The sequence below is a fragment of the Clostridium sp. genome (genome assembly GCF_051656525.1).
In the GTDB taxonomy this organism is placed as follows: domain Bacteria; phylum Bacillota; class Clostridia; order Clostridiales; family Clostridiaceae; genus Clostridium.
In genome coordinates this window covers 1-1,088 of sequence record NZ_JBOGCC010000231.1, presented here as the reverse complement: position 1 = coordinate 1,088, position 1,088 = coordinate 1, and the positions used below count along the sequence as shown (strand labels likewise).

At 27.3% G+C, this 1,088-nt stretch carries 2 protein-coding genes and 1 riboswitch; both genes read left to right on the top strand.

Features of this window, described 5'->3' with window-relative positions:
• The first annotated feature begins 145 nt into the window (after positions 1–145).
• Positions 146–221, top strand: a riboswitch (cyclic di-GMP riboswitch).
• Positions 222–302: 81 nt separating this feature from the next.
• Positions 303–722 (top strand): DUF4402 domain-containing protein, encoded by a 420-nt coding sequence (locus tag ACRDDY_RS11310; protein WP_240219469.1) that lies wholly within the window; start codon positions 303–305, stop codon positions 720–722.
• 48 nt (positions 723–770) lie between these two features.
• Positions 771–1,088, top strand: a 318-nt coding sequence (locus ACRDDY_RS11305; RefSeq protein WP_438523025.1) for a hypothetical protein, incomplete at its 3' end; no start/stop codon positions are given.

Here is a 1,088-nt window from a genome sequence, read left to right as displayed (position 1 = left end):
TTATATATCCTTTTGTACAATTTATAATACGTTTTGTATTTTTGCAACAAACCCTCTTTAAATAAGGTTTTGTGAAAAACATTTCTTTATATTTTATGTAATTTTTGTTTGACATTTTTTAAATTTTAATATATCATTACTATATAATATAAATAGGCAAAGTAGGAGAAATCCTATGACGCAAAACTATAGGGTCTTTAAAATGACAGCCAGTTGCAGTTACATTTTGGTTTAGCCAAAATATAAGTGCAACTGGCTTTTGTATTTTATAAACTTTATAAAATTACGGGAGGGAACAAATTATGAAAAAATTATTAATACTTTTATCTTTAACTACTACTATGACAGCTTTTGGTGTAACTTCAAATGATCAGGCTACTATGAACATTAAAGCTACTGTGATTAAACCACTAACTATTATAGCTAAAAATATGGAATTTGGAACTGTAATTCAAGGAACTAAGGCAACAGCTACTGGACAATACACTATTGATGGAGAACCAGGAGAAAAATTTGAAGTCACTTTATCTAACTTATCATCTTTAAAAAGAAATGGAAGTGAAGATACTTTAGATATTTCTTTTAATAATTTTGTCATTCCTCACAATCTAGATAATGCTGGAAAAGCAAGTTTTGACATGGTTGGAACAATAAATCCTACTACTGAAACTGTAACTGGTATATATACAGGTTCTATAACTGCTAGAGTTCAATATCAATAATTATTAACAACTGGGATATTCCCAGTTGTTTTCATATAAGGAGGAGTTATGTCATTAATTTTAACTTTATTTTTATTAACTTTTAGTAATATATTTTCTTCTAATATTTCAGAAGAAAGTATGAATATCAATGCTACTGTTGTAAAGCCTCTAAAAGTCATCCATAATGGTGATATTAATTATGGAAAAGTTATACAAGGCTCTACTCATTCAACTAATGGTCATACTTTTATAATATACGGTGAACCTGGACAAAACGTTGATATCTCTCTTAACGATAAAAACTTGAATGGTTTCAAGAAAAACATCTCTCTTTTTCATGAAAAAAGTGATTCAAATATTTTAAATGTTTCTTTAAAAAATACA